This is a genomic window from Pseudomonas fluorescens, assembly GCF_018614655.1.
In the GTDB taxonomy this organism is placed as follows: domain Bacteria; phylum Pseudomonadota; class Gammaproteobacteria; order Pseudomonadales; family Pseudomonadaceae; genus Aquipseudomonas; species Aquipseudomonas fluorescens_BX.
The window spans coordinates 68,940-95,341 of record NZ_JAGGOG010000018.1; the positions used below are offsets into that span (position 1 = coordinate 68,940).

General features: G+C 57.6%; 25 protein-coding genes, 4 tRNA genes and 1 riboswitch. Of the genes, 9 read left to right on the forward strand and 20 right to left on the reverse strand.

Features of this window, described 5'->3' with window-relative positions; genetic code table 11:
- Positions 1–618 precede the first annotated feature (618 nt).
- Entirely contained in the window at positions 619–3,513 is a 2,895-nt protein-coding gene (locus J7E41_RS18330; RefSeq protein WP_214994922.1) for a ribonucleoside-diphosphate reductase subunit alpha, read from the forward strand.
- Positions 3,514–3,604: 91 nt separating this feature from the next.
- Here J7E41_RS18330 and J7E41_RS18335 read toward each other — a convergent pair whose 3' ends face one another.
- The 7 genes from J7E41_RS18335 to J7E41_RS18365 all read right to left on the reverse strand — a co-directional run bounded on the left by J7E41_RS18335 (position 3,605) and on the right by J7E41_RS18365 (position 9,987).
- Positions 3,605–4,732 carry a hypothetical protein gene (locus J7E41_RS18335; RefSeq protein ID WP_251029561.1) on the reverse strand — a complete coding sequence of 376 codons (1,128 nt, stop codon included), beginning with the start codon at positions 4,730–4,732 and terminating at the stop codon, positions 3,605–3,607.
- Positions 4,733–4,907: 175 nt separating this feature from the next.
- Positions 4,908–6,224 carry a flagellar hook protein FlgE gene (gene flgE, locus J7E41_RS18340; RefSeq protein WP_214994926.1) on the reverse strand — a complete coding sequence of 439 codons (1,317 nt, stop codon included), beginning with the start codon at positions 6,222–6,224 and terminating at the stop codon, positions 4,908–4,910.
- 31 nt (positions 6,225–6,255) lie between these two features.
- Positions 6,256–6,987: a flagellar hook assembly protein FlgD gene (gene flgD / locus J7E41_RS18345; protein ID WP_214994927.1), complete on the reverse strand. Its 732-nt coding sequence runs from the start codon at positions 6,985–6,987 to the stop codon at positions 6,256–6,258.
- Positions 6,988–7,003: 16 nt separating this feature from the next.
- Positions 7,004–7,447 carry a flagellar basal body rod protein FlgC gene (gene flgC / locus J7E41_RS18350; RefSeq protein ID WP_046046514.1) on the reverse strand — a complete coding sequence of 148 codons (444 nt, stop codon included), beginning with the start codon at positions 7,445–7,447 and terminating at the stop codon, positions 7,004–7,006.
- A 3-nt stretch (positions 7,448–7,450) separates the two neighbouring features.
- Positions 7,451–7,858, reverse strand: coding sequence for a flagellar basal body rod protein FlgB (gene flgB, locus J7E41_RS18355; RefSeq protein ID WP_155586180.1), 408 nt, complete (start codon positions 7,856–7,858; stop codon positions 7,451–7,453).
- A 325-nt stretch (positions 7,859–8,183) separates the two neighbouring features.
- Positions 8,184–9,011 carry a protein-glutamate O-methyltransferase CheR gene (cheR, locus tag J7E41_RS18360; RefSeq protein WP_214994929.1) on the reverse strand — a complete coding sequence of 276 codons (828 nt, stop codon included), beginning with the start codon at positions 9,009–9,011 and terminating at the stop codon, positions 8,184–8,186.
- A 43-nt stretch (positions 9,012–9,054) separates the two neighbouring features.
- Positions 9,055–9,987, reverse strand: a complete 933-nt coding sequence (locus tag J7E41_RS18365; RefSeq protein WP_214994931.1) for a chemotaxis protein CheV — start codon at positions 9,985–9,987, stop codon at positions 9,055–9,057.
- A 79-nt stretch (positions 9,988–10,066) separates the two neighbouring features.
- Between J7E41_RS18365 and flgA the strand changes: the two genes are divergently transcribed.
- From flgA to J7E41_RS18385, 4 genes are all read left to right on the forward strand, one after another.
- Complete coding sequence (flgA, locus tag J7E41_RS18370) at positions 10,067–10,828, forward strand: flagellar basal body P-ring formation chaperone FlgA (protein ID WP_214994933.1); 762 nt, start codon at positions 10,067–10,069, stop codon at positions 10,826–10,828.
- A gap of 140 nt (positions 10,829–10,968) precedes the next feature.
- Positions 10,969–11,292, forward strand: a complete 324-nt coding sequence (gene flgM, locus J7E41_RS18375; RefSeq protein ID WP_214994935.1) for a flagellar biosynthesis anti-sigma factor FlgM — start codon at positions 10,969–10,971, stop codon at positions 11,290–11,292.
- A 48-nt stretch (positions 11,293–11,340) separates the two neighbouring features.
- Positions 11,341–11,808 (forward strand): flagella synthesis protein FlgN, encoded by a 468-nt coding sequence (locus J7E41_RS18380; RefSeq protein ID WP_214994937.1) that lies wholly within the window; start codon positions 11,341–11,343, stop codon positions 11,806–11,808.
- A 95-nt stretch (positions 11,809–11,903) separates the two neighbouring features.
- On the forward strand, positions 11,904–12,653 hold the full coding sequence (locus J7E41_RS18385) for a flagellar brake protein (RefSeq protein WP_214994939.1): 750 nt from the start codon (positions 11,904–11,906) through the stop codon (positions 12,651–12,653).
- A gap of 60 nt (positions 12,654–12,713) precedes the next feature.
- Here J7E41_RS18385 and J7E41_RS18390 read toward each other — a convergent pair whose 3' ends face one another.
- Positions 12,714–14,117 (reverse strand): MFS transporter, encoded by a 1,404-nt coding sequence (locus J7E41_RS18390; protein ID WP_214994940.1) that lies wholly within the window; start codon positions 14,115–14,117, stop codon positions 12,714–12,716.
- A gap of 367 nt (positions 14,118–14,484) precedes the next feature.
- Positions 14,485–14,561 (reverse strand) — tRNA-Arg (locus tag J7E41_RS18395).
- Positions 14,562–14,897: 336 nt separating this feature from the next.
- On the opposite strand from J7E41_RS18395, the gene J7E41_RS18400 reads away from it, so the two are divergent.
- Both J7E41_RS18400 and J7E41_RS18405 read left to right on the forward strand, forming a co-directional pair.
- Entirely contained in the window at positions 14,898–15,125 is a 228-nt protein-coding gene (locus tag J7E41_RS18400; protein WP_214994943.1) for a hypothetical protein, read from the forward strand.
- Positions 15,126–15,145: 20 nt separating this feature from the next.
- Positions 15,146–15,325, forward strand: a complete 180-nt coding sequence (locus J7E41_RS18405; protein WP_214994945.1) for a PA3371 family protein — start codon at positions 15,146–15,148, stop codon at positions 15,323–15,325.
- Positions 15,326–15,407: 82 nt separating this feature from the next.
- Here the strand turns inward: J7E41_RS18405 and J7E41_RS18410 are convergent, their stop codons facing one another.
- Positions 15,408–15,743, reverse strand: coding sequence for a hypothetical protein (locus J7E41_RS18410; RefSeq protein ID WP_214995375.1), 336 nt, complete (start codon positions 15,741–15,743; stop codon positions 15,408–15,410).
- Between the two features lie 32 nt (positions 15,744–15,775).
- Here J7E41_RS18410 and J7E41_RS18415 point away from each other — a divergent pair, with 32 nt between their 5' ends.
- A complete protein-coding gene (locus J7E41_RS18415) occupies positions 15,776–16,102 on the forward strand; it encodes an Arc family DNA-binding protein (RefSeq protein WP_003175643.1) in 327 nt (108 codons plus the stop codon).
- Positions 16,103–16,188: 86 nt separating this feature from the next.
- On the opposite strand, the gene mgtE is transcribed toward J7E41_RS18415, so the two are convergent.
- From mgtE to ltaE, 8 genes are all read right to left on the reverse strand, one after another.
- Positions 16,189–17,631: a magnesium transporter gene (gene mgtE / locus J7E41_RS18420; protein ID WP_214994947.1), complete on the reverse strand. Its 1,443-nt coding sequence runs from the start codon at positions 17,629–17,631 to the stop codon at positions 16,189–16,191.
- A gap of 371 nt (positions 17,632–18,002) precedes the next feature.
- Positions 18,003–18,079, reverse strand: a tRNA-Arg gene (locus J7E41_RS18425).
- A 72-nt stretch (positions 18,080–18,151) separates the two neighbouring features.
- A tRNA-Arg gene (locus J7E41_RS18430) sits at positions 18,152–18,228 on the reverse strand.
- Positions 18,229–18,336: 108 nt separating this feature from the next.
- Positions 18,337–18,427, reverse strand: a tRNA-Ser gene (locus J7E41_RS18435).
- 62 nt (positions 18,428–18,489) lie between these two features.
- Complete coding sequence (gene csrA / locus J7E41_RS18440; RefSeq protein ID WP_002554426.1) at positions 18,490–18,678, reverse strand: carbon storage regulator CsrA; 189 nt, start codon at positions 18,676–18,678, stop codon at positions 18,490–18,492.
- 186 nt (positions 18,679–18,864) lie between these two features.
- Positions 18,865–20,106 carry an aspartate kinase gene (locus J7E41_RS18445; protein WP_169355869.1) on the reverse strand — a complete coding sequence of 414 codons (1,242 nt, stop codon included), beginning with the start codon at positions 20,104–20,106 and terminating at the stop codon, positions 18,865–18,867.
- A 95-nt stretch (positions 20,107–20,201) separates the two neighbouring features.
- Positions 20,202–22,820, reverse strand: a complete 2,619-nt coding sequence (alaS, locus tag J7E41_RS18450) for an alanine--tRNA ligase (RefSeq protein WP_214994949.1) — start codon at positions 22,818–22,820, stop codon at positions 20,202–20,204.
- A 146-nt stretch (positions 22,821–22,966) separates the two neighbouring features.
- On the reverse strand, positions 22,967–23,971 hold the full coding sequence (gene ltaE / locus J7E41_RS18455; RefSeq protein ID WP_214994951.1) for a low-specificity L-threonine aldolase: 1,005 nt from the start codon (positions 23,969–23,971) through the stop codon (positions 22,967–22,969).
- Between the two features lie 197 nt (positions 23,972–24,168).
- A riboswitch (FMN riboswitch) is annotated at positions 24,169–24,338 on the forward strand.
- Positions 24,339–24,453: 115 nt separating this feature from the next.
- On the opposite strand from ltaE, the gene J7E41_RS18460 reads away from it, so the two are divergent.
- On the forward strand, positions 24,454–24,963 hold the full coding sequence (locus J7E41_RS18460; RefSeq protein WP_155586193.1) for a 6,7-dimethyl-8-ribityllumazine synthase: 510 nt from the start codon (positions 24,454–24,456) through the stop codon (positions 24,961–24,963).
- A gap of 131 nt (positions 24,964–25,094) precedes the next feature.
- On the opposite strand, the gene astE is transcribed toward J7E41_RS18460, so the two are convergent.
- Positions 25,095–26,099, reverse strand: a complete 1,005-nt coding sequence (astE, locus tag J7E41_RS18465) for a succinylglutamate desuccinylase (RefSeq protein ID WP_214994953.1) — start codon at positions 26,097–26,099, stop codon at positions 25,095–25,097.
- A 12-nt stretch (positions 26,100–26,111) separates the two neighbouring features.
- A complete protein-coding gene (locus J7E41_RS18470; protein WP_214994955.1) occupies positions 26,112–26,396 on the reverse strand; it encodes a topoisomerase II in 285 nt (94 codons plus the stop codon).
- Between the last annotated feature and the right edge of the window lie 6 nt (positions 26,397–26,402).

The window sequence follows — 26,402 nt, forward strand, 5'->3', positions numbered from 1 at the left end:
GGAAATGCATTCGGTGATCGCGTTTTTTTGTGGTAGGGTTCGCGCCCGCAAAAATCCACCCAGGCGTTTTCAGCCTGGAATATTCGGTGACAAACGGCACAGTCCAGCAGTACTGCGGCCTACACGCCTGTTCCACGTTTCATACACATTTTACCCACAGCGTTATCCACAGGTAGTCCGTTGCTAAGCCCCCCAAAACGCATTATCTTGTACCTTGTCGCAAAAAAAACCCTACATGTAGGGTTTTGAGCGAAAAAACCAAACACACATCAGCCAAGAAACTCAAGCGCTTTCTTGCTCCTGTTTGGTGGAACTAAAGGCTTTTTCAGTAGACCAAACCGCGCACGCGGATGGCAGCTGTTTTCCGGGCCATATCGGGGAAAACGGTACGGGTGTTGCAGAGCCGTAATAGAAAGAGGCCTGTCACCCCATCAGGAATACGGCGTTGAAGCCCTGGCTTCAATGCTTTGACTTCGGCATGGAAGCGGCGCGAGCAGCTCCCTTCCTACTGTCCCGAAGTGGTTATGCCCGGTTTCACCGGTTGTAGTGCTTCAGGACGGAACGGTGGGCACCGTGATGGTGCCCAAATAAATACAGAGAATGTGGAGACAACCCCCCATGCAAACCGACACAACTCGCGAGAACCCGCAAGGCTCCGTGCCGCAGGGCGCTGATTCGAATATGGATCTGTCCGCTACCGCGCCCGGCCAATTGCGTGTGATCAAGCGTAACGGCACTGTCGTTCCTTACACCGATGACAAAATCACCGTCGCCATCACCAAAGCGTTTCTTGCAGTTGAAGGCGGCACCGCAGCTGCTTCGTCGCGCATCCACGACACCGTTGCTCGCCTGACCGAACAAGTCACCGCGACCTTCAAGCGTCGCATGCCATCGGGCGGCACCATCCACATCGAAGAAATCCAGGACCAGGTCGAACTGGCCCTGATGCGTGCCGGCGAGCAGAAAGTGGCGCGCGACTACGTGATCTACCGTGACGCTCGCTCCAAGGAACGTGCCGTACGCGCCCCGTCCGAAGAAACCGTGCAGGCTCACCCATCGATCCGCATCACCCTCGCCGACGGTTCTTTCGCGCCGCTGGACATGGGCCGCCTGAACACCATCGTTACCGAAGCCTGTGAAGGCCTGGAAGAAGTCGACGGCGACCTGATCCAGCGCGAAACCCTGAAGAACCTGTACGACGGCGTGGCCCTGACCGACGTCAACACCGCTCTGGTAATGACCGCCCGCACCCTGGTCGAGCGTGAGCCGAACTACTCGTTCGTGACCGCCCGCCTGCTGATGGACACCCTGCGTGCCGAAGGCCTGGGCTTCCTGAACGTCGCCCAAAGCGCTACCCACCATGAGATGGTCGACCTGTACGCCAAGGCTCTGCCTGCCTACATCGCCAAGGGTATCGAGTTCGAATTGCTGAACCCGATCCTGGCCACCTTCGACCTGGAAAAACTCGGCAAGGCGATCAACCACGAGCGTGACCAGCAGTTCACCTACCTGGGCCTGCAAACCCTGTACGACCGTTACTTCATCCACAAGGACGGTATCCGCTTCGAACTGCCACAGATCTTCTTCATGCGCGTGGCCATGGGCCTGGCAATCGAAGAGAAGCAGAAAGAAGACCGTGCCATCGAGTTCTATAACCTGTTGTCGTCCTTCGACTACATGTCGTCGACCCCAACGCTGTTCAACGCCGGCACCCTGCGTCCACAGCTGTCGAGCTGCTACCTGACCACCGTGCCGGATGACCTGTCGGGCATCTACCACGCGATCCACGACAACGCCATGTTGTCCAAATTCGCGGGCGGCCTGGGCAATGACTGGACGCCGGTTCGTGCACTGGGTTCGTACATCAAGGGCACCAACGGCAAGTCCCAGGGCGTTGTACCGTTCCTGAAAGTCGTGAACGACACCGCCGTAGCGGTCAACCAGGGCGGCAAGCGCAAAGGCGCTGTGTGTGCCTACCTGGAAACCTGGCACATGGACATTGAAGAGTTCATCGAGCTGCGCAAGAACACCGGTGATGACCGTCGTCGTACCCACGACATGAACACCGCCAACTGGATCCCTGACCTGTTCATGAAGCGCGTCTTCGATGACGGCCCATGGACCCTGTTCTCGCCATCCGAAGTGCCGGACCTGCACGACCTGACCGGCAAGGCCTTCGAAGAGCGTTACGAGTATTACGAAGCCCTGTCCCAGTACCCAGGCAAGATCAAGCTGTTCAAGACCATCCAGGCCAAAGACCTGTGGCGCAAAATGCTGTCCATGCTGTTCGAAACCGGCCACCCTTGGCTGACGTTCAAGGACCCGTGCAACCTGCGCAGCCCGCAGCAGCACGTGGGTGTGGTCCACAGCTCGAACCTGTGCACCGAGATCACCTTGAACACCAACAAGGACGAGATCGCTGTTTGCAACCTGGGTTCGATCAACCTGCCGAACCACATCGTCAACGGCAAGCTGGACACCGCCAAGCTGGAACGTACCGTGAACACCGCCGTTCGCATGCTCGATAACGTTATCGACATCAACTACTACTCGGTGCCACAGGCGCAGAACTCCAACTTCAAGCACCGTCCGGTTGGCCTGGGCATCATGGGCTTCCAGGATGCGCTGTACCTGCAGCACATTCCTTACGGTTCGGATGCAGCGGTCGAGTTCGCCGACAAGTCCATGGAAGCGGTCAGCTACTACGCGATCCAGGCTTCCTGCGACCTGGCCGACGAGCGCGGTGCCTACGAGACGTTCCAGGGTTCCCTGTGGTCCAAAGGCATCCTGCCGCTGGATTCGCAACAGATCCTGATCGAGCAACGTGGCCAGAAGTACATCGACGTTGACCTGAACGAATCCCTGGACTGGGCGCCGGTACGTGCCCGTGTGCAGAAAGGCATTCGTAACTCCAACATCATGGCCATCGCGCCGACCGCTACCATCGCCAACATCACTGGCGTGTCGCAGTCGATCGAACCGACCTACCAGAACCTGTATGTGAAATCGAACCTGTCGGGCGAATTCACCGTGATCAACCCGTACCTGGTTCGCGACCTGAAAGCTCGCGGCCTGTGGGACTCGGTCATGATCAACGACCTGAAGTACTACGACGGTTCGGTGCAACAGATCGAGCGCATCCCGCAAGAACTCAAAGAGCTCTACGCGACGGCTTTCGAAGTGGACACCAAGTGGATCGTTGACGCCGCCAGCCGTCGTCAGAAGTGGATCGACCAGGCTCAGTCGCTGAACCTGTACATCGCCGGCGCCTCGGGCAAGAAGCTGGACGTGACCTACCGCATGGCTTGGTACCGTGGCCTGAAAACCACTTACTACCTCCGTGCCCTGGCTGCGACCAGCACCGAGAAGTCGACCATCAACACCGGCAAGCTGAACGCGGTTTCCAGCGGCGGCAACCATGGTGATGATTCGGTCCTGGCTGCTCCTGCCGGCCCGGCGCCAGTGCCAAAGGCTTGTGCGATCGACGAGCCGGATTGCGAAGCTTGCCAATAAGCTGAGCGAGTAACTGAAAGCCCGTTAACCCTTGAAGGGTTAACGGGCTTTTTAGTGCGACGACAGCGCTTACTTCTGCTTACCTGCCGCTCTATATAAAGGTGTAAGCCTGCCCCGGGTCCTCCCTTTGAGGGCGACCACCTCGCCCACCCCATAATTCTATTTGCCCTCCAATCACAGCCATCGAATGGCCACCGTAATTCACAACGCCCAACGCGCCACCGGCAAGCGCATTACTCGTAGTCTGCCTGTACAGACCTTTCAGCCCCAAGCGCTTGAGCCCTTCATCAGCGTGCTCACCGTCGTTCAAGCTTATCGCTGCATCCAGAAAACTTCTCTTGGCATTATGGTCGTTTTCTCCCCCTCCCCCGGGATTCCCTTCCATATGAGCCCGCTTGGCGCTGGCCGCGTACATAAAGTTGGCATTGGTCATCATTTCGGGGTCATCCCCCCTGAACCGAGCCTGCTGTGCCGCCTGCGTCAATTCATTCTTGCTCAGATGGAGCTTGAACCCATCCCGCATCTCCACGTCCCAGCCATCGCCTGCCGCTTGCACATCCTTGAAAACATCAGTGGGTTTCTGGCCAAACTTCATCATTGCGGCCTTTATTCCTGAAACCGTGACGCAGTTTCCGTCTGGCCCCTGTGTGAAACCAGACCAGATATTGCCGGCCTCTCTGCCCATTCCGGGTTTTTTCCCGGGATTGCTCTTGTCAGGCTTATAGTCAGTGTAACGAGCCCCCTCGGTAAACGGCTTGTTACTCATGGACTCTACGGAGCCAAAATCTCTCGGATTAACTCTGCCACCACCACCACCACCACCACCACCACCACCACCACCACCACCTGGCGAGGGTTTTGGAGAAGGGGATGGAGAAGGAGACGGCTCATCCGGAAATAAATCCGGAAACAGTCTCTTCAACCACGCGAGCCAATCCTCAGACGCGTCTTTCTTAAGCTGCTCGAGGATCTCCTTGAATTTTTCCTCCCCGAGCTCCTTTCGCTTTTCATTCAGCTTGTCACGTAAATCCTGAACAGTCTGACTCTTGGACGTTTTCTCGGCATCTTCAAGCTCTTTAAGAAGCTTGCTGACCGCTTCCTTGTCCTTATTGTTGACACCTACGTCGTCCCTCTTGTCATCTGAACGACTTACGCCCTCCAGATACTGCCCTCGTATACCTGTGGGCCCTTGGCCGGCCCCTGACGAATTCCACCACATACCCGCTCCCCCCTTGACTGGTGAGCCTCTGGGCTCTGACCCGATCAGTGGTGAAGCGAACATGGAGCGTTCCTTCCCAAGCATTTCAGTGCGTAACCCGATACACCGCAGGTTGTTTTCTTACGCCCACAAAAAAGCCCCTCTCACGAGGGGCCTCTTGTGGAACGCTACCGCATCAGGTCATCTGAATGATGGTCTGCATGATGGTGCTTTGAGTGGAGATGGTCTTGGCGTTCGCCTGATAGTTGCTCTGGGCCTTGATCAGGTCTACCAGCTCATTGGTCAGGTTGACGTTGGAGTTCTCCAGGGAGCCCGCGACGATCGAACCCAAGGTACCGGCCTGAGGGTTGTCGTAACCCGGCTGGCCCGATGCGAAGGTTTCTTTCCAGGTGGTACCACCGGCTGGCGCCAGGCCCTGTTCGTTATTGAAGCTGGCCAGGGACAGCTGGCCGATGGCCTTGCTTTGCTGGTTGCTGAAGGTCGCGAACAAGACACCGTTACCGTCAACTTTGAGGTTGGTGATTTCACCCGTGGCATAGCCATCGGTGATCGGTGGATTGCGGTAGCTGGCGGAGTTGTACTGAGTGATGCTCGCCATGTTGACAGCGATACCCGTCGGGTTGGCCCCAGCGCCGTTATCAACCCAGGTACCGTTGTTCATCACGCCCGGCTTCCAGTCAGCGATGGTCAGCGTCGTGTTGGACACCGTACTGGGCGGTGTAACGATCCCGGTGAGTTTCCCGGAGGTATCGAAGGTCACGGTCGAGGCCACTGGCGCGACGGCACCCGCACCACTGATTGGCGTACCGTTGGGGTTACGACCATCGATCAAGGTGTAGGACTTCCAGGTGTTGGAGTCCGTCTTCACCATGTACTGAATCATCGGGTGCGCGTTGCCCTGGGTATCATACAAGGTGGTCGTGTACTGGGTGCTGAAGGTTTCTGACTTGGTCGGGTCGAACGGATTTGCCGTTTGATCGATAACCGGCGACGACGAATTCAGGTTACTGGTGGAGTCCACTTTGGTGGAAGCCTTGGGCGGCAGGTTGGACAGGTTGATCTGCAGGTCGGTCAGCGCGCCCTTGATGATGTTGCCATCAGCGTCCGCAGCATAACCTTGCAGTCGCGAAGTCCCGGTGTTGTTGGTGATATAACCATCCTTGTCCGGCTTGAAGGAGCCGTTACGGGTGTACTCCAGCGAACCATCGCTGCCCTTCTGCACGAAGAAACCACCACCCTGGATCGCCATGTCCAGCAGACCGCCGCTGCTGTTGACCTCGCCCTGGGTAAACTGCTGGGATACCGCCGCCAGGTTCACGCCGCTGCCAACGTTATTTTGGCCAGTACCCAGCTTGGACTGCGCATAGATATCGGAAAACTCCGCGCGTGACGACTTGAAGCCGGTGGTCGCGACGTTGGCGATGTTGTTGCCGGTCACGTCCAGCTGTTTGTTGGCCGCATAGAGGCCGCTAAGGCCGATATTAAAAGACATGTTTCTCTCCTCTTGCCGTATTTAGCCGGCTCTATGTACCGATAATCTGAATTTGCGACAGCTTGATACTGCCCATGCCGCCCGCAAGATTGAGCATCATCTCGCCGCCATTCTGGCCAAGGGTCACGCTGGTGACCGTCGCCGGCAGAGAGGTCGTCAGGGCTACCGAGTCGCCCTTGTCTGTCTTGGTGGAGGCGTTAAAGGTGTAGGTGCCAGAAGCGACCGTCTCACCGGCATCGTTTTTACCGTCCCAGATAAAGTCAGCCTTGCCGGCACTCTGGGCACCCAAGTCGATCGTCTTGATCAGCTTGCCGTCCTTGTCGGAGACCTTGACCGTGACGTTGCCCACTGTCGAGGTGACCGCCACGGAACCGTTGAGGCTCTTGCTCGTGTCCACCATGGCCTTGTCGGTCTGGGTGATCACCGAACGCCCCACCAGCGACGAGGCCTGCAGCGCCTGCGATGAGCTGAAGTTGCTGGAGATGTTGTTGACCGAGTCGTTCAGGGTGTTGATGCCTTCCAGACTGCTGAACTGCGCCAGTTGTGCCACGAACGCGCCGTTATCCTGGGGCGACAGCGGGTTCTGATTTTTCAACTGGGTAACCAGCAACTGCAAGAACGCATCCTTGCCCAACGATTGATTGCCCGTCGCGGCCTTGGCCGCGCCCGATAACCCATCATTGTTTGCCGAAGCGTCCTTGACCTTGGAGTTGAACAGGTCCTGGATCGCCGTGTTGTTTGATGACGTATCAACAATGGCCATTATTTGGCGCCCCTTATCACTGACCCAGGGTCAGGACCTTCTGCATCATGGTTTTGGCGGTGTTCATCATTTCCGCGTTGGTCTGGAACGAGCGACTGGCGGAAATCATGTCTGCCATTTCCTCGACCACGTTGACGTTGGGGTAGTACACGTACCCTTTGGCGTCGGCGGCGGGATGGTTGGGCTCATAACGCGCTTCGAGGTTGCTCTGATCTTCCACCACGCCCAGCACCTGAACGCCCTGGCCGGCAGCGTCCTGGTTCTGGAACAGCGAATCGCTGCCACCACTCTGGCCACCCTGGAACATGGTGGCGAACACCGGGTGACGGGCACGGTAGGTCTGATCGATGCTCGACGACACGGTCTCGGCGTTGGCGATGTTACTGGCGACGGTGTTCAAGCGCGTGGTCTGGGCGCTCATGCCGCTACCGGCAATATTGAAAACACTGGCTAGAGACATGACTTACTCTCCACGCAGGGCCGACATCAGCCCTTTGAATTTGCTGTTGAGCAGGGTAAAGCTGGCCTGAAAGTTCACCGAGTTTTCGGCGTAGGCCGATTGCTCCAGCTGGGCGTCGACGGTGTTCTGGTCGATCGAAGGCTGCATCGGCGTGCGATACAGCAGCGACTCGTCGCCATTGCCCAGCCCTTGCGCTTCGATATGACGGGTGTTCGTCATGTTCAGGGCGAAGGTGCCGTTCCTGGTCTTGTCTTGCTGTGCGGCGAGCACGGCGGAGAAGTCCAGGTCCCGAGCCTTGTAGTTCGGGGTGTCGGCGTTGGCGATGTTGTTAGCCAGGACTTCGGCACGCTGGGCGCGAAACCCCAGGGCTTGTTCGTGGATGCCGAGCGCTTTATCGAAGCTGATGCTCATGGTGGAAACCTTTAGGGGCTGACCTGCTTTTCGTAACAGGGTTATAGCAAGGGGCATGCCAATCTTGCGGGCGCCCTTATATCAAGGGGTTGCGGGGAAATTGCGATCGACAATGCCAGAAAAGCGGCAAGGGGTTTCCGCGTGGCGCCAGTAAAGCGGCAATGAGGGGTTGCCGCTTTGCGGCGACTTGCAAAGAGGGATATCAAAGACGAGCACAAAAAAAGTGGGAGCGGGCTTGCTCGCGAATGCGGTGGGTCAGTCATACATCTGGTGACTGTCACACCGCATTCGCGAGCAAGCCCGCTCCCACATTTTGTTCCGTGTATTACTTGGCCTGGTAAATAATCCCGGGGCTGCACTGCACCATCTGGTAATGATCCGGCAAACCATTCAACGCCTCGGACGCGCCAAGGAACAGGTAACCACCACGCTTGAGCGTGCCATGGATACGCAACAAAATGTCCTTCTTCACCTCAGCCGAAAAGTAGATCAGCACATTGCGGCAAAACACGATATCGAACTTGCCCAGGCTGGCATAACTGTCCAACAGGTTGAACGAACGAAACTCCACCCGACTCTTGATCGGTGCCTTGATCGCCCAGCGCCCGGCGCCCTTGGGATCGAAGTAACGCTGCAAACGCTCCGGCGACAAACCACGCCCCAGGGCCAGGCTGTCGTACTCGCCGGTCTTGCAGTTGGTGAGCATGGTGCCCGACAAGTCAGTGGCCACAATCTGCGCCCCCGCTTTCAACTGGCCCATGTTGGTCCGTTCGAACTCATCAATGGACATCGAAATCGAATAGGGTTCCTGCCCCGAGGAGCACGCCGCCGACCAGATCCGCAGGCGCTGGCCCGGGCTGGCCTTGATCGACTCCGGCAGGACTTTGTTCTTGAGCACTTCAAACGGATAGGTATCGCGAAACCACAGGGTCTCGTTGGTGGTCATGGCATCCACCACCATTTCCTTGAGCCCGCTACGCGGCTGGCCCTGGATCCGCTGGACCAACTCACCCAGGGACTTGATCCCCTGCTGCTCCATCAGTTTGTTAAGACGGCTGGATACCAGGTACTGCTTGTTTTCACCGAGCAATATGCCACAGGCTTTTTCCAGGAAGACCCGGAACTGTTCGAAATCCAAATTACCCGTAGACAATGATACCGCCTCTTAAATCGTGTGACCGCCAGGGGAAAAACCCTTAGCCGTGATCTGCTGCCTTGATCCGGTCGACTACCCGGGATGCCAGGTCATCAGGGCGGAATTTGGCCAGAAAGTCATCGGCACCGACCTTCTTGACCATCGCCTGATTGAATACACCTGACAACGAAGTATGCAGGATGATGTGCAAATTTTGCATGCGTGGATCGTTGCGTATCTCGGCCGTGAGGGTGTAGCCGTCCATTTCCGGCATCTCGATGTCGGAAATCATCATCAGGAATTCTTCTTCCGGTTTCTTGCCCTCATCCACCAACTTACGCAGGTAGTCCAGGGCCTGGCGGCCATCATTGAGCGCCACCACCTCAACACCGACGGTCTGCAGGCAACGGGATACCTGCTTGCGCGCTACCGAGGAGTCATCGACCGTCAGTACTCGCAGGGAGATCGCCTTGTGCTGGGTGTCTGCATCCACCACTCCCACTGAAATTGCCTCCGAGGTCGGAGCCACTTCCGCGAGTACCTTCTCCACGTCGATGATTTCCACCAATTGGTTGTCGACCCGCGTCACTGCCGTGAGGTAGTGATCACGCCCGGTACCCTTGGGCGGTGGATGAATCTCTTCCCAGTTCATGTTGACGATGCGTTCCACCGAGCGCACCAGGAACCCCTGGGTCTTGGTGTTGTACTCGGTAATGATTACAAACGGGTTCTCACGATCCTGTAACCCAGGGGAACCGGTGGCCATCGCCAGGTCAAGAATCGGAATCGTCGCGCCACGGATGTTGGCCACGCCACAGACTACAGGGCTGGACCTGGGCAATATCGTCAACTTGGGACACTGCAGCACCTCCCGCACCTTGAAGACGTTGATGCCGTAAAGCTGCTTGCCATCCAGACGAAACAACAGCAACTCCAGGCGGTTCTGCCCTACCAGCTGTGTCCGCTGGTTCACTGCATCCATTACACCCGCCATGCCCTGACTCCTACGCTAAAACTTATGGGTACGACGTGTACCCCACATTAAACGGCACGAGCTTTGCTTTTTATTGGCCATGAACATCAAACCGACAGTTTCCCGACGCCCCCAATCACCGCTGCGCAGATGGCTCTGCGCCGCGTTGGCGTTACTGGCTTTCATGGCCGGTCAACCGGCCCATGCCGATAATGTCACCTTGCCTGATCTACTTATCGGCGTCACCCAAGGCTTTCTTGAGTTCACCGTAGAAGATTATCTGGCCACCACGCAGACCCCGGGGCGCTACGAAATCCAGGTCAGCCCACTGGATCCGCGCCTGCGCATGCCCATGTGCGACAAGGAATTGACTGCCACCCTGGAAAGCCCGGCCCAACCCATCGGTCGCGTCACGGTGCGGGTACGCTGTGACGGCGCCTCGCCCTGGACGGTATTTGTGCCCGCCCAGGTCAAACTGTTTCGTGATGTCGTCGTCGTCACCCGGCCACTGAAACGCACAGGGATCATCGGTTTCGAAGACGTCGCCCTGCGTGAACGCGACATCAGCCAAATCAGTCAGGGGTACCTGACGTCGGTAGATCAGGCGGTCGGACAGAAACTCACCCGACCAATGGTCACCGACCAGGTCATCACCCTGGTCCATCTCGAACAGGCCGAAGTCGTGCGCAAGGGTGATCAGGTGGTGATCTCCGCCAGCAGTGGCACCTTGACCGTAAAAATGCCCGGTGAAGCGTTGTCCAATGGCGGCATGAGCGAGCAAATACGGGTCAAAAACCTCAACTCCAACCGGGTGATCAAGGCACAGGTGACAGCCCCGGGCCAAGTGGAGGTGGCACTCTAGATAGCTGGCGCGGGACGCCGGCTTTTCCTACACTGTGCACAGACGCCATCACGTACAGGTTTATTATCAATCGAGCCTAAAGTTTGTCCGGGTATGGCCGAAAACATGGCAAGCGTCCAAATACCCAGGGGTTTTCTAACATGGTCATTGATTTCAGTCGTTTGAATAACACGCCGCCGCTTCCCGGCAATACGCGCACCGGCGTTGCCAAAGACAGCGTTGAAGCCAAGCCCCAGCCTCTGCCCGCCAAGGCAGAACAGGCCGGCGCGAGCCAGAGTGGGGAATCCGTACACCTGAGCAATGAGGCTCAACAGTTGCAGAAGGTCACTGACTCGCTGCGCGATCAACCGGTTGTCGATAAAGCCCGCGTGGCCGAATTGAAGCAAGCGATTGCCGATGGCAGCTATAAAGTCGACAGCAGCCGTGTAGCCAGCAAACTGCTTAACTTCGAAGCCGAGCGCTAGGCAAAGGCCTGCGCCAGGCTTTTGGACGCTTAAAACCCAAGGCCAGCCATGCACGACGAAAATTTACTCCAACTGATCACTGAAGACCTGGCTCCAGCACAACATTTGCTCGAGCTGCTTCAAGAAGAATCGCTGGCTCTGTACGGCCGGGACATGCTCCTGCTGGAGGATATCCTGGCGCGCAAGCAGTCGCTGATCGTCCTGCTGGAACAGCATGGCAAGAAGCGCAGCCAGATTCTGGTCAGCCTGGGGCTGCCAGCAGACCACGACGGCCTTGCCCAACTGGCCAGCCATTCCTCGGTCGGCGACCAGTTGCTGGCCCAGAGCAACGAGCTCAACCAGTTGCTGATCAAGTGCCAGAAGGCGAATACGCTCAATGGCCAATCGATCCAGCTTCAGCAAGCCACGACAGCCAACCAGTTGCGCATCCTTCACGGCGGCGAACCTGCGGCGCTGTACAACGCCCAGGGTTCCACCTCACGCCTGGTCAAACCCAGCACCCTCAGCCAAGCCTGACGCCGGTTTATTGCGCGACCTATCAAGGCGCGCAACATGATGGCAAAATGCCGGTTCTTGCGTGTAGTCGTATTTTGCCTGGAGATGGAAGAACCGTGTTCAACACCCTTAACGCGGAAGATGCTCCGCAGCCACCCAAGGTCCTCACCACGCCGCTGGAAATTGCCGCCACCTTGCGGCTGCTGCAAGAAAGCCATGATCCTCTGATCATCACCTTCCACGAACGCAACCAGCGCTTCCAGAGCTACTTGGTGGATGTGGACCGGGAAAGCCAAAGCCTTGCCCTGGACGAGATGATTCCCCGCGACGGCGAACGCTACCTCGAGAATGGCGAAGCCTTCCGCATCGAAGGTTTTCACGAGGGCGTGCGAGTGGCCTGGGAAAGCAACGGCACCCTGACCATCAGCGAAACAGACGGTCACCGCAGCTACAACGGTAGCATGCCTGTCGAGGTGGTTTACCATCAGCGCCGCAGTGCCTTCCGTGCCGCCCTGAAGCTGGCGCAACTGGTGAATGTCGAGCTGGGCGGCGAGAAACTCAAGGCCTCCATCAACGGAAAGCTGCTGGATATTTCCGCCACCGGCTGCAAGTTGCGCTTTGATGGCGACATCTCCGAGCGCCTGCAACTGGGCCAGGTTTATGACCGCTTCATCGCCGCCCTGCCCTTCGGCAGCATGAGCACCGCCGTAGAGCTGCGCTATTTGCACTTCGAAGAAAAGATCGACACCACCTTTGCCGGCGTACGCTTTCACAACATGAGCGGGCTGGTGCAGCGCCAGGTTGAACGTTTTGTTTACCAATTGCAGCGTGAGGCGCGGCGGTTTGACAAGGATGACGACCTTTAACCTTTAAAGGTTGCGATAAAAAACGGGCAGTTCCTTCAGGGAACTGCCCGTTTTTTTGTTTCAGGGGCGCGCCCTGCTCAGATCATGAGGATGATCATCCGGGTCCGGATGCTCTGGCGGCTCTGCTGGCTCAACGAGTGAGGCCTGCTCATCTATCGCCGGCTCAGGAGTGGTTTCGGGCTCCGGCTCGGGATCCGGGACTGTCGTCTGCATCTGGTCCTGCACCACCTGCTCATCCACCCGAGGGTCGAGGGCAGCCACCAGCGGCGAGCTGGACATGCTGTCGGGCATCGCCACGTGATGCAGTGGGGCATCGTCTACCTGATGCAGGTTAGTCACCGCCTTCGGCCGGATACGCCAGACCAGAATCAAGGCGCACAGGCTGAAAAACGCATAGAGCATATGGCTGCCGAACAACTTCATCACCACACCCGCCAACAGCGGCCCGACACTGGCACCAATACCGTAGGTCACCAGCAGCATCGCCGTCAGGGAAACCCGACGATCCCCCTCGACGTGATCATTGGAAAACGCCACCGCCAGCGGATACAGACAGAACTGCACCAACGAACAGAGGAAGCCCGCCACAAACAACACCTCCAGCGGCACCTGGGTCATGATCGCCAATGGCAACGCCGCCACTGCCAGGCACAAGGCAAAACAACGAATCAACAGCGCCCGATCATACCGATCCGACAACCAACCCAGCGGCCACTGCACCAGCAGCCCGGCAAAAATGCAGCTACCCATGAACAGACCGACCTGCTCGGTGCTCAGCCCTTGCTGGGAGGCATAGAGCGGCGCCAGACCATAGAAGGAACCGACAATCAGCCCCGCTCCCAACACCGTGCTGAGGGACTGCGGCACCCGCTTGATAAAGAAGCGCGGCTCCATCGGCGCTGGGTGCAAGGGCGCCGGGTGGATACGCCGGGTCATGGCCACCGGCACTAGGCACAGGGCAAAGCACAGCGCCACCAACATCAGCAGCTCAAGACCCAACTGAGGGTGCATGACCAGAATCAGTTGCCCCAGCACCAGCCCCAGGTAAGAAGCGATCATGTAGCCGCTGAAGACCACACCTCGCTGCTTGGCTTCCGCCTGCTCATTGAGCCAGCTCTCGATGACCATGTACTGGCACATCATGCCCAGGCCCACCACCATCCGCAGTACGATCCAGGCGGGCAACCAATCGATCAGGCCGTGACCCAACACGGCCGCACCGACAATCCCGGCACAGGTGGCATAGGCCCGGATATGTCCGACCCGGGCGATTAGCCGGTGACCGATCTTGCCCCCCAGCACCAGGCCGAAGTAGTTGGCGGCCATCAACGCACCGACCCACAAACTGTCGACATGATCCGCCGCCAGGCGCAGGGCCAGGTACGTACTCAACAGGCCGGAGCCGATCAGCATCATCAAGGAGGCGAAATACAGGGCTCGAAAAGATTTCCAGATTTGGCGCATCGGCGTTCCGAGCGGCTCCTTGCAGTGAGTGTCAGGCTATCGGCATGATAGTCCGACGGCGCAACGTCGTCAGGCCCGGGAAGCCAAAACACACCGTTTCCAGGGAATATTTTCGTTAAAGCTGGTGCATCGCCAAGAGGCTACGTCTCAGACGCTCAATGGCGACCTGTAAGGTACAAACTCGCGCCGCAATGCCATTGAGCCTCAAACATCGACAAGGTTCGGGGCACGATCAAAAAGAGCTGCAAACCCAGGCGCTTTATTTAACCTGGGGCTGCCCACCCACCCACAAAAAAGCCCCGCCAGAATGTTCTGACGGGGCCTTCTCGAATCCCTGCCCTTTTTAAAAAGAGCGGAGCGTCAATGATGGTGTCCCAGGGCCGGTTCGAACGGCCAACCTTCCCCTTAGGAGGGGGATGCTCTATCCAATTGAGCTACTGGGACAAGTGACAGCCACCGCGCCAAAGGCGTTGCGACGGACGGCGTGCATGTTAACGGCCGAGTCGAGTTTTGTCATGTCGTCCGTGGGCTTTTTGAGTGTAGGCCGCGCCTCCTAACAAAGAGCCAGGCGCCACCCAATAATGCCTGGCGATAATCACGATCGTGCAAAATGCAACAACTCAAAATGCCATCATTGCAAAATGCAATAAAGCATCATTTCAATATCAATATAACTTATTGTTTTTTAAGTATTTTTTATAAATAAAAGACTGGCACGCCCCCTGCAATCCTTATCCCTGAAGATCCAGCCAACACCACCATTCTGCGGAGAACACACCCATGAACAGTGCACTTCTGCTAGCCCTCAATGCGATGGCCTTGACCGCACTGGTGATGTTCCACTTTCAATCTACTACCGGTGATGAACCGGTATACGTCAGCCAGGCCGCCTCACACCCTATTCAACAACGCCCACAATTGGCCGTCATGAACGCCACGGCTCAATCACCCGTCCAACTGACCCAAGGCATCCAGGCCACCGCTTCATCTGAGCACTGGATTTTTTGACACTCCCCACGGAACGCCCCATGACAAAATCCGCCTGGCTGTTTCTGACCCTGGCCCTGGTTACCGGCATTGCGGGCCTGAACATCACATCACAGGACATACAAACCACCGCCTTTATCGCCAGCGCTGTATGTGGCAGCCTGTGGTTACTGACGACCATTATCGGGCGACGCTTCAAATTTGATCCGCTATTGCGCTGAGCAATTTCTGCGAGCACGCCGCAGTCAAAAAATAGTTGCCCCCCTCCTCCACCGCGGTTCAAGCCCGTCCAAATGCCCGACCTTATGTCGCCAAGGCCTCGTAAATCGGCAAATTGCCACTAGTCTTAAACCTAAGGGCAAAAGGCCATATTGCTTTAGCATGCACCCCCGAAAACCCGTTTGCCCCCGGCGTCTGCAGCCTTGCCACTCCCTTGGACACCCTGCAGATAAAGTTTTCAAACCAGTCCGCAAATTTGAAAATGAGTGCTGGCATAAAGCCTTTAGCCGGTTCAATATTTGTCACAGATTTGACGCCAATGAACTGGCAAATCTGAGGCATGATGCGGCCTCTTTGCAATTCAGGTTGAACATTTGGTGGTAAGCCTTGTCCTAACAGACATCTTGCGGCCAATTCCAAAAACCGCTCCCCTGAACTAACCGGTTAAATATATGCGCCCATTGAAACAGGCAATTTATTCCAGCCGTACGGCTGACAAGTTCGTCGTACGTCTGCCAGACGGAATGCGGGAACGCATTGCCGAGGTGGCTCGCAATCATCACCGCAGCATGAACTCCGAAATCATTGCACGCCTGGAGCAGAGCCTTATTCAGGAAGGTGCACTGGGCGACGAGTTGAGCATGCGCCTGGACAGCCCGGAGCTGTCACTGCATGAACGCGAACTGCTGCAGCGTTTTCGCCAGCTCTCCCACCGCCAGCAAAACGCCCTCGTGTCGCTTATCGCCCACGACGTCGAGGCCGCTGCAGAAGCCAACTGATTTTCAATTGAAAGCTGAAGCCAGCCATGTGCTGGCTTTTTTTTGCCTCGGATTTGGCGCTTGGGGCTGCCAGCAGCCCCGAAGTGTCAGAGGAGGAAGATGGTCGCCAGACCAAGAAAGATGAAGAAGCCGCCGCTGTCGGTCATGGCGGTGATCATCACGCTGGCACCCATGGCAGGGTCGCGACCCAGACGTACCAGGGTCATAGGGATCAGCACCCCCATCAGGGCTGCCAATAACAGGTTAAGCGTCATGGCAGCAGTCATGACCACGCCCAGAGACCAACTGCCATAAAGCAGGTAAGCCACTATGCCAATCACGCCACCCCACACTAGGCCATTGATCAAAGCGACTACCAGCTCCTTGCGCAGCAGCCGTGAACCATGCCCCGTACTCACCTGATCCAGCGCCATGGCTCGTACAATCATGGTGATGGTCTGGTTGCCCGAGTTACCACCAATCCCGGCCACAATCGGCATCAACGCCGCCAATGCCACCAGTTTCTCAATAGAGCCTTCGAATAGCCCGATCACACGAGAAGCAATAAACGCAGTAATCAGGTTGATCGCCAGCCAGGCCCAGCGGTTACGCAGGGACTTCCAGACTGACGCAAAAATATCTTCCTCTTCACGCAGACCCGCCATGTTGAGGACTTCGCTTTCGCTTTCCTCACGGATCAGGTCGACCATTTCATCGATAGTCAAACGACCGATCAACTTGCCGTTCTTGTCGACCACCGGGGCCGAGATCAAGTCGTAACGCTCGAACGCCTGGGCAGCGTCGTAAGCATCTTCATCCGGATGAAAGCTCACCGGATCGCTGGCCATGACGTCCGCGACTTTCTTGTCCGGGTCATTGACCAGCAGGCGCTTGATCGGCAGCACCCCCTTGAGGATGCCTTCGTAGTCGACCACAAACAGCTTGTCGGTGTGGCCTGGCAACTCCTTCAAGCGGCGCAGGTAACGCAGGACCACTTCCAGGCTGACGTCTTCGCGGATGGTCACCATCTCGAAGTCCATCAGTGCGCCGACCTGCTCCTCATCATAGGACAACGCGGAGCGCACACGCTCACGCTGCTGGCCGTCGAGAGCCTCCATCAGCTCATGGACAACGTCACGAGGTAACTCAGGGGCCAGGTCAGCCAGTTCGTCGGCATCCATCTCCTTGGCGGCAGCCAGGAGCTCGTGATCGTCCATGTCGGCGATCAGGGTTTCACGAACCGAGTCGGATACTTCGAGGAGGATGTCGCCGTCGCGGTCAGCCTTGACCAACTGCCAGAGGGTCAGGCGATCATCCAGGGGCAAGGCCTCAAGGATGTAGGCGACGTCGGCGGAGTGCAGATCATCGAGCTTGCGTTGCAACTCGACGAGGTTTTGGCGGTGGACCAGGTTCTCGACCCGATCGTGATGCGGACCTTCCTGGCGATGGGTCAGGTCTTCGACCACGCGCTGGCGATGCAGCAACTCAACCACTTGAGCCAGGCGATCCTGCAGGCTTTCTTGTGTTTTCTTTACTTCAACTTCGGTCATAGGCGAACTCCACTCCCAGCAGCGGGGCACGCCGGAAGGATCAATCAGTCAATTCATGATTGGTAAAGCGGGGTGTTAAGTAACTACTGGGTAAGTCCATGGAGGTATTCCACAAGCCCCGGCGGGGCTGACGGGCGCAATGATACACTGCCCGGCCGTTTTAAACGTCAAAAAACTGGAAAGAACAAGCGCTTGCGGTGCAAACCTGAGTATTGGCCGCACGTATGGAGTTGCGACGACACCGGGAGAAAAGAAAACACATGGACGGGCAGAAAAAGAACCGGGGCCGTTTGCCGCACGCGGATGGCGCAGCAATGGAAACAAAACCCCCAGACGGCAAAAAGCCCGCACTAGGCGGGCTTTTTGTTGTTTGGTGCACTCGACAGGATTCGAACCTGTGACCGCTCGGTTCGTAGCCGAGTACTCTATCCAGCTGAGCTACGAGTGCAAGTTGTGTTTTTAGACCAGATCACAACTGGTTGAAGCCAAGCTACTTGCATTACTGCAACTAACTCTTAAATGGTGCACTCGACAGGATTCGAACCTGTGACCGCTCGGTTCGTAGCCGAGTACTCTATCCAGCTGAGCTACGAGTGCATTTGTTGCCGCGCATTATAGGCCGTTCAATCTCTATGTAAAGCTATTTTTTCGAGTAATTTCAACAACTTACCGAAAAAACCAGATTGCAACGTACTACGCAAATAATGGCGGAGAACGGGGGATTCGAACCCCCGACACCCTTTTGAGGTGTACTCCCTTAGCAGGGGAGCGCCTTCGGCCACTCGGCCAGCTCTCCGCAACACGGGGCGTATATTAACCAGCTTCATCCCCGTTTGCAAACATAAAAAACGATAAAAATTAATGGCTTGGTTCTTCGTCCTTCTCTTTCTTGATCCGCAGGTAGATTTCCTCACGGTGGACAGCCACCTCTTTCGGAGCGTTAACCCCGATTCGTACTTGATTGCCTTTGACGCCAAGCACGGTCACGGTGATTTCGCCATCACCAATAATCAAGCTCTCCGCGCATCGACGAGTCAGAATCAGCATACCTTTCTCCTCACGCATTTCAGTTCAGGGACAACAGTCTGCAAAAAAAAGGCATTCGACCTACAACCAGACGGCCGCAGCCCTACACACCTAAGTATTGTCGAGCACACGTAAAAGAACAGGTCTCTACAGGCACCAGACAGAAAAATGAAAGGCGCGGTTAAACCGCGCCTTCCTGGTACCCCATCACTCGCCCTGTCGGGCCGGAGCGTCCAGCTCAAAAGCGGTATGCAGTGCGCGCACAGCCAACTCCAGGTACTTCTCTTCGATAACCACCGACACCTTGATTTCCGAAGTAGAGATCATCTGGATGTTGATGCTCTCCTTGGCCAGGGCTTCGAACATGCGGCTGGCAACACCTGCGTGAGAGCGCATGCCCACACCGACGATCGACACCTTGGCAATCTTGATATCGCCGACCACTTCACGGGCGCCAATTTCGCTCGCGGTGTTCTCCAGGATCCGATGGGCCGCATCGTACTCGTTGCGGTGCACGGTGAAGGTGAAATCGGTGGTGTTATCGTGCGAAACGTTCTGCACGATCATGTCGACTTCAATGTTCGCGCCACTGATCGGGCCGAGGATCTTGAAGGCCACGCCCGGGGTGTCTGGCACGCCACGGATGGTCAGCTTGGCTTCATCGCGGTTAAAAGCGATGCCGGAAATGATCGGCTGTTCCATGGATTCCTCTTCATCAATAGTAATGAGGGTGCCCGGACCCTCTTTGAAGCTGTGCAATACGCGCAGCGGAACGTTGTACTTGCCGGCGAACTCCACCGCGCGAATCTGCAACACCTTGGAACCGAGGCTGGCCATTTCCAGCATCTCTTCAAAGGTGATCTTGTCCAGGCGCTGAGCCACGGATACAACGCGTGGATCAGTGGTATAGACGCCATCCACGTCGGTGTAGATCTGGCATTCGTCAGCCTTCAAGGCCGCTGCCAGGGCCACGCCCGTGGTGTCCGAACCGCCACGCCCGAGGGTGGTGATATTGCCGTGCTCGTCAACGCCCTGGAAACCGGCGACAACCACCACACGGCCTTCTTTCAGATCGGCGCGAATCTTCTGGTCATCAATCTGCAGGATGCGCGCCTTAGTGTGCGCACTGTCCGTCAGAATGCGGACCTGACTACCAGTGTAGGACACCGCCGGCACACCACGCTTGTTCAGCGCCATGGCCAACAAAGCAATGGTCACCTGCTCACCCGTGGAAACAATCACATCCAGTTCACGAGGAAGCGGTTGTTGATCGCCACTGATGGCCTTGGCCAGATCGATCAGGCGATTGGTCTCACCGCTCATGGCCGACAGCACCACCACCAGGTCATCGCCGGCATCGCGGAATTTCTTAACCTTGTCGGCGACCTGCTCGATTCTTTCGACAGAACCGACCGAGGTGCCTCCGAATTTCTGTACGATCAAAGCCATTTCTAAGCCGCCTCAGCCCGTAAAGGGGCGCCCATTATTCAATCAACCAGCGCTGCCTGAGCCCGCGACTAGACCGCGGACTCATGAACAGCGTCTTAAATACCAGCCTCGACAAACGGCACGGTCAGGGCCAGGGCCGCGTCCAGGGCGCCAGCGTCAGTACCACCGCCTTGCGCCATGTCCGGACGACCACCGCCCTTCCCGCCCACTGCCGCAGCGGCTTGTTTCATCAAATCACCGGCCTTGAGTTGGCCAGTCAGGTCTTTGGTTACACCGGCAACCAGAACGACCTTTTCCTCATGGACACTGCCGAGCAGGATCACTGCGCGGCCGAGCTTGTTCTTCAACTGATCGACCAAGGCCAACAGCGCCTTGCCATCCTGACCATCCAGGCGCACCGCCAGGACTTTCACGCCCTTGACGTCCAGGGCAGAAGCCGACAGATCATCGCCTGCCGCACTGGCTGCCTTGGCCTGCAACTGCTCCAGCTGTTTCTCCAACTGACGGTTGCGCTCCAATACGGCAGAAAGCTTGTCGATCAGGTTGTCACGGCCGCCCTTGACCAGGCCGGCCGCTTCCTTGAGTTGTTCTTCGCCGGCGTTGAGGTAAGCCAGGGCCGCAGCACCGGTGACCGCTTCAATACGACGCACACCGGAAGCCACACCGCCTTCGCTGATGATTTTCAGCAGACCGATGTCGCCAGTACGGTTGGCGTGGATACCGCCGCACAGCTCCACGGAGAAGCTGCCACCCATGCTCAGCACGCGCACTTCGTCGCCGTACTTCTCGCCAAACAGCGCCATGGCGCCTTTTTTCTTGGCGGTTTCAATATCGGTTTCTTCGGTTTCCACCGGGGTGTTCTTGCGGATCTCGGCGTTGACGATGTCTTCCAGTGCCTTCAACTGCTCAGGCTTGATCGCTTCGAAGTGACTGAAGTCAAAACGCAGGCGCTGGCTATCGACCAACGAACCCTTCTGCTGCACATGCTCACCCAGCACCTGACGCAACGCGGCGTGCAGCAAGTGAGTCGCCGAATGGTTCAAAGCAGTTGCATGGCGCACATCAGCATCAACCTGAGTGTCTACCGGCGCGCCGACCGTCAGGTTGCCCAACACCAATACACCGTGATGCAGGAAAGCACCGCCGGTCTTGGTGGTGTCGCGCACGTCGAAACGACCGGATGTCGAGCTCAAGAAGCCACAGTCACCGACCTGGCCGCCGGATTCGGCGTAGAACGGCGTCTGATCGAGGACCACAACGCCCTCTTCGCCTTCGTTCAGGACGTCGACCGACTTGCCATCCTTATAGATAGCCACGATCTTGGCCGAACCAACGGTGGCGTGATAGCCCGTGAACTCAGTGGCCACGTCAACCTTGACCAGGGTGTTGTAGTCCAGGCCAAAGGAGCTGGCGGAACGGGCGCGCACACGCTGGGCTTCCATCTCACGCTCGAAACCGACTTCATCGACAGTCAGTTCACGCTCACGGGCGATGTCGGCCGTCAGGTCCATCGGGAAGCCATAAGTGTCGTACAGCTTGAACACCACGTCGCCCGGCACCACGGTGCCTTTAAGCTCAGCCAGGTCCTGTTCCAGGATCTTCAAGCCGTGTTCCAGGGTCTTGGAGAACTGCTCTTCTTCAGCCTTGAGCACGCGCTCGATGTTGGCCTGCTGCTGCTTGAGTTCCGGAAAGGCCTCGCCCATCTCGGCCACCAGCGCGGCAACGATTTTGTAGAAGAAGCTACCGGTGGCGCCCAACTTGTTACCGTGACGGCAGGCGCGACGGATGATACGGCGCAGCACATAGCCGCGGCCTTCGTTGGACGGCAGCACACCGTCGGCAATCAGGAAACCACAGGAACGAATGTGGTCCGACACCACCTTGAGCGAAGATTGGTCTTCGTTGGCGCAGCCAATGGCAGCGGCCGACGCACTCAGCAGGTTCTTGAACAGGTCGATTTCGTAGTTGGAGTGAACGTGCTGCATCACCGCACTGATCCGCTCCAGGCCCATGCCGGTATCCACCGACGGAGCAGGCAACGGATGCAACACGCCATCGGCGGTGCGGTTGAACTGCATGAACACGTTGTTCCAGATCTCGATGTAACGGTCACCGTCTTCTTCCGGCGAGCCCGGCGGGCCGCCCCAGATGTCGGCGCCGTGATCGTAGAAAATCTCGGTGCACGGGCCGCACGGGCCGGTATCACCCATGGTCCAGAAGTTGTCGGAGGCGTAAGGCGCGCCCTTGTTGTCGCCGATGCGGATCATGCGCTCGACCGGCACACCGATCTGCTGGGTCCAGATGTCGTAGGCTTCGTCATCGGTGGCGTAGACGGTGACCCAGAGTTTTTCCTTCGGCAGGTTCAGCACGCCGGTCAGGAAGGTCCAGGCAAAGGTAATGGCGTCACGCTTGAAATAGTCGCCGAAGCTGAAGTTGCCCAGCATCTCGAAAAAAGTGTGGTGACGAGCGGTGTAGCCAACGTTCTCCAGGTCACTGTTCTTGCCGCCGGCGCGTACGCACTTCTGGCTGCTGGTGGCGCGGGTGTAGGCGCGCTTTTCCTGGCCCAGGAAGCAGTCCTTGAACTGGTTCATCCCCGCGTTAGTGAACAGCAGGGTGGGGTCATTGCCTGGGATCAAAGAGCTGGAGGCAACACGGGTGTGACCTTGCTCTTCGAAGAAGCGAAGGAAGGCTTCACGGATTTCTGCGCTTTTCATTAGGTTCTTCCACGGAGGCTGCGGCCAAAGGCCAGTGCTAAACGTCATCAGACGGAGCGACGGCAAAGGGCCGCATTATATCGGCCCTTTGCCCGTGGTACAGCGTGTTTATGTGATAGAAACAGTCAATTAGACGGCCAGCACTGTCATTTTCGGGAAAACGCGACAAATGTCTCGACCACTTGCGTCAACTGCGCGCGACTGACGTCCAGATGAGTGACCATGCGCAGCCGCGGTGCAGCGCTTAATTTGATCCCGCGCTCAGCCGCAAAAGCCTTCAATGCCTCGGCCTGATCGCCCATCTGCACGTAGACCATATTGGTCTGCACCGGCTCAACCGTGTAGCCGGCGCTGCGCAACTCATCACCCAACCATTGAGCATTGGCATGGTCCTCGGCCAGGCGCTCTACCTGATGATCCAGCGCATACAACCCCGCAGCCGCCAACGAGCCTGCCTGACGCATGCCGCCACCGACCATCTTGCGTAAACGGCGAGCCTTGGTAATCAACGCGGTGGAGCCACACAACACCGAACCGATCGGCGCCCCGAGCCCCTTGGACAGGCACACCGAGACCGAATCGAAATGCCGGGCTATCTCGCGGGCATCCACCCCCAGCTTGACCGCCGCGTTGTAGATCCGCGCGCCGTCCAGGTGCAGGGCCAGACCTTGCTCACGACACAAAGCCCGTGCCGCCGCCAGGTAGGCCAGCGGCAAGACTTTACCTTGCATGGTGTTTTCCAGCGCCAGCAGCCGAGTACGGGCGAAATGGAAGTCATCCGGTTTGATGGCCGCCAACACCTGATCCAGGTCCAGGGAACCATCCGCCTGGACCTCCAGCGGCTGAGGCTGGATCGAGCCCAGCACCGCCGCACCGCCTCCTTCGTATTTGTAGGTGTGGGCCTGCTGGCCGACGATGTATTCCTCGCCACGCTCACAGTGGGCCATCAACGCCAGCAGGTTGCTCATGGTGCCGGTGGGCACGAACAGTGCCGCGGCAAATCCCAGGCGGCTGGCCAGTTCAGCTTCCAGGCGATTGACGCTGGGGTCTTCGCCGTAGACGTCATCACCACTGGCAGCCTTGGCCATGGCGTCGAGCATCCCCGGGGTCGGCTGGGTCACGGTGTCACTGCGAAGGTCAATCACGGTCATGAAGCAAACCTCTGGCGGATGAGTAATGTCCTTTGGATAACGATTACTGCGGGCATAGCGGTTGAATATCAAGTCCCTTGTAGGCACGCGAGCCACAAACAGACCAACCAATATAATCAATAGCAATTATCGAAAAGCAGCCTATGCAGCTTTCAGAAATATGTGGTAAAAACTGACCGCCGCCAGGGTTCTGGTGGCAACGTTCTCAGGGCGGGGTGTAATTCCCCACCGGCGGTAATTGCGCGCAATGTGCATAGCCCGCGAGCGCTTGGCGCCTCGAACTGCTCAGGCAGGACGGCGACAAGGTCAGCAGACCCGGTGTGATCCCGGGGCCGACGGTCATAGTCCGGATGAAGAGAGAACGGGATTGGCGCCTAAGGGCCGTGCGCAATCGATCATGCCTGGCATGGTGGGTGATGCCGTACCCTTAAATCCCATTCGATTCATAACGCCCTGTTTTTTTCATAAACAGGAGTCAGAACATGCAACCCACCGCAATTGACAGCAAAGCCAAAAACCACCACGGCGAGCGCGTCGCATTTATCCAGGCCTGCTGGCACAAGGATATTGTCGATCAGAGCCGTAAAGGCTTCCTCGCCGAGATGATCGCCCAGGGCTATCAGGAGTCGGATATCGATTTCTTCGAAGTCGGTGGCGCCTTTGAAATGCCCCTGCACGCCAAGTTGCTGGCCAAGACCGGCCGCTATGCCGGCATCGTCGCGGCAGCCCTGGTAGTGGACGGTGGGATCTACCGTCACGAGTTCGTCGCCCAGTCAGTGGTCAGCGGCCTGATGCAGGTTCAGCTGGAAACCGAAGTGCCGGTGTTCTCGGTGTCGCTGACCCCGCATCACTTCCACGCAGGTATGGAACACCAGACGTTCTTCTTTGAGCACTTCGTGCACAAGGGCCAGGAAGCGGCGAAGACCTGTGCCGACACGCTGCACAAGATTCGTGCACTGCGTCGCAATGAGCCACGGGCTGTCGCGGTTTAAGCCACAGTGCAAAACCAATGTGGGAGCGGGCTTGCTCGCGAAGGCGGTGGGTCAGTTGATACATTTTTGACTGACACTCCGCCTTCGCGAGCAAGCCCGCTCCCACATTTGGTTGTGATCAACCCTAAAGTTTATGCGAGGCCTTTGTCCGTCGTGGGCACAATCAAGATCCCCGCTCGCAAACCATTTCTCACCTTCGGGTTAGGAAAGATGATGCGTGCACCCTCCTCCTCGATCACCCAGCGGCTTTTGGCAATATCCTCGGCCAGCAGATAACCCTTTTTCAGCTCCGAGAAGTTTTCCACATCCGCCGGCAGGTGCAGGATGAACTCATCGCTGTGCTTGATCACTTCCCGGGAGACGCTGAACAGCTGCAGGCCGTCCAGGGCTTCGGTTTCAGGCTCGTTGCCTTCGATGATCTGCTTGAGGCGGGTTTCCAGACGGGACACATTCACCCCCTGGTTCTGCCCGAACGGCCGAGCCTTGCCCAGCTCCAGAGTGAACGCCTCGGCGCCCAATTGTTCGTAGGTAAACGCGGTAAAGGTGATCGAAGTCTTGTTCTGCAGCAGCACAGCTTCCATGCCCGCAGCGCGCAGGCGCGCCAGCTCGCGGCGTGAATGCTGACGTCCTTCCTTCCACGGATACAGGGCAAACTGCTCGATCTTCGAGCCGCGAATGGCGGTGTGCAGGTCGTAATGCAGGCGCGAACGATCAGGCAGACTGAAGAAGCTGCGGGCCAACTGTTCAAGCTCAGCTGCGCGCAGGGCTTCCGGACCACTGCTTTGTTCGTGACGGCCGTTGAACAGCCGGTTGACGTCCTGTTCGAGGTAACGCTCGCCTCGGCGCATGGCTTCGGGGTTGCCGAACAGGAACAGAATACGTGCACGCGGCTTGAGATCGCCGCGGGCGATGCCGTGCAGCAACCGGTCGAGTAATTCGATCGGTGCGGTTTCATTGCCGTGGATGCCGGACGATAGCAGCACATCGTTGCCGTTGTCCCGCGCCTCAGGTGGGCGCACTTCCAGCGCGCCCTCACTGAGCCAGCGCAATCGCACGCCTTCGACAGTCGTTTGAGTCTTCTCGGCCGGTTCGCGTCCGGCCAGGGTCAGTTCAAGCAGTTTGCCGAGGGCGAGCATAGATCAGCTTCCTTAGTGGTTGCAGTCTGGACCGTGGACGTGATCTTCATCATCACCGACGTCAGCCGGTTCCATTTCCAGTTGCAGGCTCATCAGGTTGGTGGCCAATGGGCGCATCAGCAGGTTGGCGTACTCGGTGTCACCTTCTTCCACATCGACACCGATCAGCAGTTGGCCACGGCCATCGTGCTGGATCCAGATTTCCTTGCCCTGCCAGATCACCGCGACGCGGGTGCAGGAGGTTTCCAGCTGAGTGCCATCGGTGTCTTCAAGGATCAGTTGCAGGGTGTCGGTCATAAAGTA